At 70.9% G+C, this 6,090-nt stretch carries 5 protein-coding genes and 1 pseudogene; all 6 read left to right on the top strand.

The window, feature by feature from the left end; translation table 11 throughout:
* Positions 1–394: cell division protein SepF (locus tag G6030_RS13435; protein WP_182643465.1), on the top strand; the 394-nt coding region annotated here is incomplete at its 5' end.
* Between the two features lie 70 nt (positions 395–464).
* Positions 465–752 (top strand): YggT family protein, encoded by a 288-nt coding sequence (locus G6030_RS13430; protein WP_007631036.1) that lies wholly within the window; start codon positions 465–467, stop codon positions 750–752.
* 178 nt (positions 753–930) lie between these two features.
* Entirely contained in the window at positions 931–1,887 is a 957-nt protein-coding gene (locus G6030_RS13425) for a DivIVA domain-containing protein (RefSeq protein ID WP_182643464.1), read from the top strand.
* Between the two features lie 154 nt (positions 1,888–2,041).
* Complete coding sequence (locus G6030_RS13420; protein WP_106385865.1) at positions 2,042–2,254, top strand: hypothetical protein; 213 nt, start codon at positions 2,042–2,044, stop codon at positions 2,252–2,254.
* Positions 2,255–2,537: 283 nt separating this feature from the next.
* Entirely contained in the window at positions 2,538–5,762 is a 3,225-nt protein-coding gene (ileS, locus tag G6030_RS13415; protein ID WP_187701824.1) for an isoleucine--tRNA ligase, read from the top strand.
* Between the two features lie 92 nt (positions 5,763–5,854).
* Positions 5,855–6,090: pseudogene (locus tag G6030_RS13410) on the top strand (DNA polymerase IV); the annotation flags it as partial.

The following is a 6,090-nucleotide window of genomic DNA, read 5'->3' as shown; positions in this document are numbered from 1 at the left end:
CCGCTACCACGCGGCCGAGGCCGGCGCGCGCGCCAACCTCCGCGGTGTGCCCGCCACCCGCGGTGCCGTCGCCCTCGCGCCGGAGGAGGACTTCGTCGAGGACGGGCTCGTCACCGTGCCCGAGACCGTCGTCGAGCGGCCCCGCGGCTTCGGTGACGGCAAGAGCCTCGGCGAGCACTTCCGCGCCGGACGCGCGGTCGTCCTGGACCTGTCCACGATGGCGTCCGGCGACGCCCGACGCATGGTCGACTTCGCCGCCGGCCTCGTCTTCGGCCTCGACGGCCGCATGGAGAAGGTCGCCGACCGCGAGCGCACCTTCCTCCTGCAGCCCGCCGGCATGGACCTCACCGAGGCCGAGGTCCGCGACGCCGTCAACGGCGCCTTCCGCCGCTGACCGGCCGGCCCGTCGGCGGGCATAGGGTGCCCTCGGGCGCCGCGACGGCCCGGGACAGTAGGGTTGAAGCGTGACGTTGATTCTGCTGGTCCTCTATTACGTGATCGAGGTCTTCTGGTTCCTGCTGCTGGGCCGGATCGTGGTGGAGATGATCGCCTCGTTCTCCCGCAGCTGGACCCCGAAGGGTGTCCTCGCGGTGGTGCTGGAATGGCTGTTCACCATCACGGACCCGCCGGTCAAGGCGCTGCGGAAGGTCATCAAGCCGGTCCGCCTGGGTCAGGTCTCCCTGGACCTGTCGGTCCTGGTCCTCTTCATCATCCTCATGGTGCTGCGGGTCGTCATCCTGGCCTTCATCTAGACCGTCCGGGCCGCGCGGCGGCCGGCAGGGCGGCCCCGGCTCACCGTCCCGGACCACGGCCGCTGGTGACGCGCGGGCCGGTTGTGACTAGATTGGCCACCGTTAAGGTAGTAATGAAGTCGTGGGTCCGGTGCGAGAACGCCGGACCGGCACCCGAGACGACCACGAGGGGTATCCCATGCCGTTGACACCAGCCGATGTGCACAACGTCGCGTTCTCCAAGCCACCGATCGGCAAGCGTGGCTACAACGAGGACGAAGTCGACCAGTTCCTGGACCTGGTCGAGACGGAGCTCGCGGAACTCGTCTCGGACAACGAAGATCTCCGGCAGCGGGTCGAGGAGTTGACCCGCGACCTCGAGAAGGCGCGCAAGGCCGCTGACGAGGCCGGCAAGTCCTCCGGTGGCGGATCGGGTGCCGCCGCCCCAGCCGCGCAGGCCCCGACGCCCACCCCCGCGCCGACTCCCGCCCCGGCGCCCGCGCCCACCACCCCTGCTCCCGCCGCCGCGACCCCGTCGCTGGGCAAGCGCGAGGACGACGGTGCCGCCAACAACGAGACGCACCTGCGCGCCGCCCGCGTCCTGGCCATGGCCCAGGAGATGGCCGACCGTCTGACCGGCGAGGCCAAGAAGGAGTCCGACGGGCTCATGGCCAAGGCCCGCAGCGAGTCGGACCGCCTGGTCGGCGATGCCCGGACCCAGTCCGAGAAGCTGGTCAACGACGCCAAGGCGCAGTCCGAGAAGATGGTCGGCGACGCCCGCCGCGAGGCGGACAAGCTCCTCGCCGAGGCCAAGAGCAAGTCCGACGGCATCGTCAAGGACGCCCAGGCCCGCTCCGAGCAGCAGGTCAAGGAGGCGCAGGCCAAGGCCGACGCCCTGCAGGCCGACGCCGAGCGCAAGCACACCGAGATCATGGCGACCATCAACCAGCAGCGCGGTGTGCTGGAGAGCCGGATCGACCAGCTGCGCACGTTCGAGAAGGACTACCGCAGCCGCCTCACCAGCTACCTCGAGAACCAGCTCGCCGAACTCGGCAAGACGGGCTCCGCCGCCCCGGCGGCCCCCGCCGACGCCGGTGGTGCCGGTGGCGCCGCCGATCAGACGACCAAGAAGGACGGCGGCCACCGCGCCGACTGACCCCTCGCGCGTGACGCGCCCGATCCGCGCGGCGCGAACGGTCCCCGCCCCTGCCCAGGGTGCGGGGACCGACGTATATTCGACGGCACGAGGTGCGCGCCACAGTGCGTCGCGCGCATCCCCTGTCACCACGCACCGCCCCCAGGAGGCACGGATGCTCGTCGCCGCGCTCGGACTGACGATCCTCGGCTTCGGCTTTCTCGTCGCCGCGGTCGCGACCGGTCAGATCGGGTGGGCCTGGGCGTGCATCGTCGTGGGAGCGGTGGGGCTGTTGCTGCTGGTGATCGACCTCATCCAGGGGCGCGGTGAGCGTGACACGCGTGGCCGCGGGACCTCGGAAGAGGCGGACGTCCGGGCCGACGGGTAATATCGGACACCGTCCGGCCCCGAGCCGGACGCGCGATGATCCGGCCATCACCGGGGAGCGCTCGGAAGAACGGCGCGGCCCCGCTTCGGGACCCGCTCAGTAGAACCGAACGGGGGAGCCCGTCACAGCCCGACCCACGAGTGGGCGTCGCACGTCGTCGCCAAACGGGGTGGTACCGCGGACGGTAGCGCGCTGGGCGCCGCCGGATCGTCCCCGAGCGCAGGCCTGACCGGCCCCACGGATGCGAACTCGTGCGGGCCCCGTATGCGAGGAGTCCGCCCCCATGAGCACCGAGCCCGTGAACCGCGAATCCGCCGACCCGGCGTCCGGCGACGCCGAGGGCGGTGCCACCGGCAGCGCGTACCCGATCGTCGACCTCACCGGCGGCACCACATCACAGACCCCCTCGTTCCCGGCCCTCGAGGAGACGGTTCTCGCCCGCTGGGACGAGCGCGACACCTTCCGCGAGTCCATCCGTAACCGGGCGGACGCGGAGGAGTACGTCTTCTACGACGGCCCGCCCTTCGCCAACGGCCTGCCCCACTACGGCCACCTGCTCACCGGCTACGTCAAGGACGTCGTCCCGCGCTACCGCACCATGCGCGGCTACAAGGTGGAACGCCGCTTCGGCTGGGACTGCCACGGACTGCCGGCCGAACTCGAGGCCGAGAAGCAGCTCGGGATCACCGAGAAGTCCCAGATCCTCGAGATGGGTCTGGCCGAGTTCAACGCCGCGTGCGAGAAGTCGGTGCTGCAGTACACCGACGAGTGGGAACAGTACGTCCACCGCCAGGCCCGCTGGGTGGATTTCGACAACGACTACAAGACCCTCGACATCGACTTCACCGAGTCCGTCCTGTGGGCCTTCAAGCAGCTCTACGACAAGGGTCTCGTCTACAAGGGCTTCCGCGTCCTGCCGTACTCCTGGTACGAGCAGACACCGTTGTCCAACCAGGAGACCCGGCTCGACGACGCCTACAAGATGCGCCAGGACCCGGCCGTCACCGTGGGACTGCCGCTCGAGGCGCCGCAGGACAGCCCGTTCCACGGGGCCGAGGCCCTCGTGTGGACCACCACGCCGTGGACCCTGCCGTCCAACCTCGCCGCCGCCGTGCACCCCGAGATCGACTACTCGGTCGTGCGGGTCAACTCGGGGCCCTTCGCCGGCCGCGTGTTCGTGCTGGCCGAGGCGCGCCGCGGCGTCTACGCGGCCGAGTTCGGTGACGACGCCCAGGTCGAGACCACCGTCAAGGGCTCCGAGCTGGTGGGCCTGCGCTACACCCCGCCGTTCGACTTCTTCGCCGGACACCCCAACTCCCACGTCGTGCTCTCGGCCGACTACGTCTCCACCGAGTCCGGTACCGGCATCGTCCACCTGGCCCCGGCCTTCGGTGAGGAGGACAAGGAGGCCTGTGACGCCGCGGGCATCGAGCTCGTCATCCCGGTGGGGCCCGACGGCAAGTTCACCTCGGAGGTACCGCCGTACGCCGGCCAGCTCGTCTTCGACGCCAACGCCCCCATCTCCCGCGACCTGCGGTCGGCGGGCCGGCTGCTGCGACACGAGACCATCGAGCACTCCTACCCGCACTCGTGGCGCTCGGGCCAGCCGCTCATCTACATGGCGCTGCCCGCGTGGTTCGTCAAGGTCTCCGCGTTCCGGGACCGCATGGTGGAGCTCAACCGCGAGCACATCACGTGGATGCCCGAGCACGTGCGCGACGGCCAGTTCGGCAAGTGGCTCGAGGGCGCGCGTGACTGGAACATCAACCGCAACCGCTACTGGGGCGCGCCCATCCCGGTGTGGGAGTCCGACGACCCGGCCTACCCGCGCGTGGACGTCTACGGCTCGCTGGACGAGCTCGAGCGGGACTTCGGCGTCCGGCCCACGGACCTGCACCGGCCGTACATCGACGAACTGACCCGACCCAACCCGGACGACCCGACGGGCAAGTCGACCATGCGGCGCGTCGCCGACGTCTTCGACTGCTGGTTCGAGTCCGGGTCGATGCCGTTCGCGCAGGTCCACTACCCCTTCGAGAACAAGGAGTGGTTCGAGACCCACAACCCGGGCGACTTCATCGTCGAGTACAACGGGCAGACCCGCGGCTGGTTCTACACGCTGCACGTGCTGGCCACCGCCCTGTTCGACCGCCCGGCGTTCACGCACGTCGCCGCCCACGGCATCGTCCTGGGCAACGACGGGCTCAAGATGAGCAAGTCCAAGGGCAACTACCCGGACGTCAACGAGGTGTTCGCCCGCGACGGCTCGGACGCCATGCGGTGGTTCCTCATGAGCTCGCCGATCCTGCGCGGCGGCAACCTCGTGGTGACCGAGCAGGGGATCCGCGAGGGCGTCCGCCAGGCCATGCTCCCGCTGTGGAACTCGTACAGCTTCTTCCAGCTGTACGCCTCCCGCCGGGCGACGTGGCGGACGGACTCCCAGCACGTGCTGGACCGCTACATCCTGTCCCGGCTGGCCTCGACCCGCGACGCCATGACCGAGGCCCTGGACGCCACGGACATCGCCGCCGCGTGCGACGAGCTGCGCCTGTTCGCCGACGCGTTGACCAACTGGTACGTGCGTCGGTCGCGGTCCCGGTTCTGGGCGGGCGAGGACAGCGGGCAGGACTCGCGAGACGCGTTCGACACGCTGTACACGGTGCTCGAGACGACCATGCGGCTCGCCGCGCCGCTGCTGCCGCTGATGAGCGAGGTCGTATGGACCGGGCTCACCGGCGAGGAGTCGGTGCACCTCGTGGACTGGCCGGCAGAGGACGAGCTGCCGCGCGACGCCGCGCTGGTCGAGGCGATGGAGGCCGTGCGCGACGTGTGCTCGACCGTGTCCTCGATCCGCAAGGCCAAGCACCTGCGGGTGCGTCTGCCGCTCAACTCGCTCACCGTGGCGATGCCGGACGCGCAGCGGCTGGAGCCGTTCACCGGCATCATCGCCGACGAGGTCAACGTCCGTGAGGTCCACCTGACCAGCGATGTGGCCGCGCACGGCCGGATGGAGCTGGCGGTCAACGCCCGAGCCGCCGGCCCGCGGCTCGGCAAGCAGGTCCAGACCTGCATCAAGGCCGCCAAGACCGGCGACTGGACCGAGGTCGACGGGGTGGTCACCGCCGGCGGCATCGAGCTGCAGGAGGGCGAGTACGAGCACCGCCTCGTCGCCTCCGATCCCGAGTCGACTGCCGCGCTGCCCGGCGGCGCCGGCCTGGTGGTGCTGGACCTGACGGTGACCGAGGAGCTCGAGGCGGAGGGCTGGGCCAAGGACCGCATCCGCGAGATCCAGGAGGCGCGCCGCGCGGCCGGGTTCGACATCTCCGACCGCATCCGTGTGCGGATGGCGGTGCCGGCCGATCGCCGGGAGTGGGCCGATCGGCACGCGCAGCTCATCGCCGCCGAGGTGCTGGCGACCGACTTCGCGGTGGTGGACGGCCTGGACGCGGCCGAGGGGGACGCGGTGGAGCTCGCCGAGGGCGTCCGGATGACGCTGGCGCGGGTCTGATCGGCCCGGACCCGACCCCTGACGGACGCGATCGTGAGCCGACGGAGGCGGCGGTGACCGACGGACAGGACCGCTGGGTCCTGCACGTCGACATGGACGCGTTCTTCGCCTCCTGCGAGCAGCTCACCCGGCCGACCCTGCGGGGTCGGCCGGTGCTCGTGGGCGGGCAGGGCGGCCGCGGCGTGGTGGCGGGGTGTTCGTACGAGGCGCGGGCGTTCGGGGCGCGGTCGGCGATGCCGTCGCACCAGGCCCGGCGTCTCGTCGGCCCGTCGGCGGTGTTCGTCTCGCCGCGGATGCCCGTGTACCGCGCGTTGAGCCGCCGGGTGTT

Origin of the sequence: Dietzia sp. E1, assembly GCF_014145015.1 — a bacterium.
In the GTDB taxonomy this organism is placed as follows: Bacteria; Actinomycetota; Actinomycetes; order Mycobacteriales; family Mycobacteriaceae; genus Dietzia; species Dietzia cinnamea_A.
The sequence above is the reverse complement of the archived record's forward strand: the minus strand, read 5'-3'. Positions and strand labels throughout refer to the sequence as shown.

What these genes read in the sequence shown, in the direction of transcription:
- ileS (WP_187701824.1), top strand. Translation starts at nt 2,538, where the DNA reads ATGAGCACCGAGCCCGTGAACCGCGAATCCGCCGACCCGGCGTCCGGC.
- G6030_RS13420 (WP_106385865.1), top strand. Translation starts at nt 2,042, where the DNA reads ATGCTCGTCGCCGCGCTCGGACTGACGATCCTCGGCTTCGGCTTTCTC.
- G6030_RS13425 (WP_182643464.1), top strand. Translation starts at nt 931, where the DNA reads ATGCCGTTGACACCAGCCGATGTGCACAACGTCGCGTTCTCCAAGCCA.